Consider the following 243-nt stretch of genomic DNA (forward strand, 5'->3'; position numbering starts at 1 on the left):
AAGAAAAACGAGATTCTGCTAGAGTCTCGTTTTTTACTTTAGTACCATTCCCAAATCATTATATATCCATCATACTTGGTGGTTACACATCAAAACAAACACAAGGAATTACCCTACAATCTCCTTCCTTATTTTACCTTAAACTCGTTGTTCATTTCACAGGCAATTCAACAAAAAAATACCGTCTCAGGGGTTGGTCTTTTGACCCACACTTGCTAACCTAAAAGCTCTTACACAAGTCGT

At 36.6% G+C, this 243-nt stretch carries 1 protein-coding gene; it reads left to right on the forward strand.

Annotated features, from left to right (window positions below; genetic code table 11):
- Window positions 1-224: hypothetical protein (locus tag Q0954_RS34840; protein WP_299466921.1), on the forward strand; the 224-nt coding region annotated here is incomplete at its 5' end.
- Between the last annotated feature and the right edge of the window lie 19 nt (window positions 225-243).

Origin of the sequence: uncultured Microscilla sp. (genome assembly GCF_947493425.1) — a bacterium.
Lineage (GTDB): Bacteria > Bacteroidota > Bacteroidia > Cytophagales > Microscillaceae > Microscilla.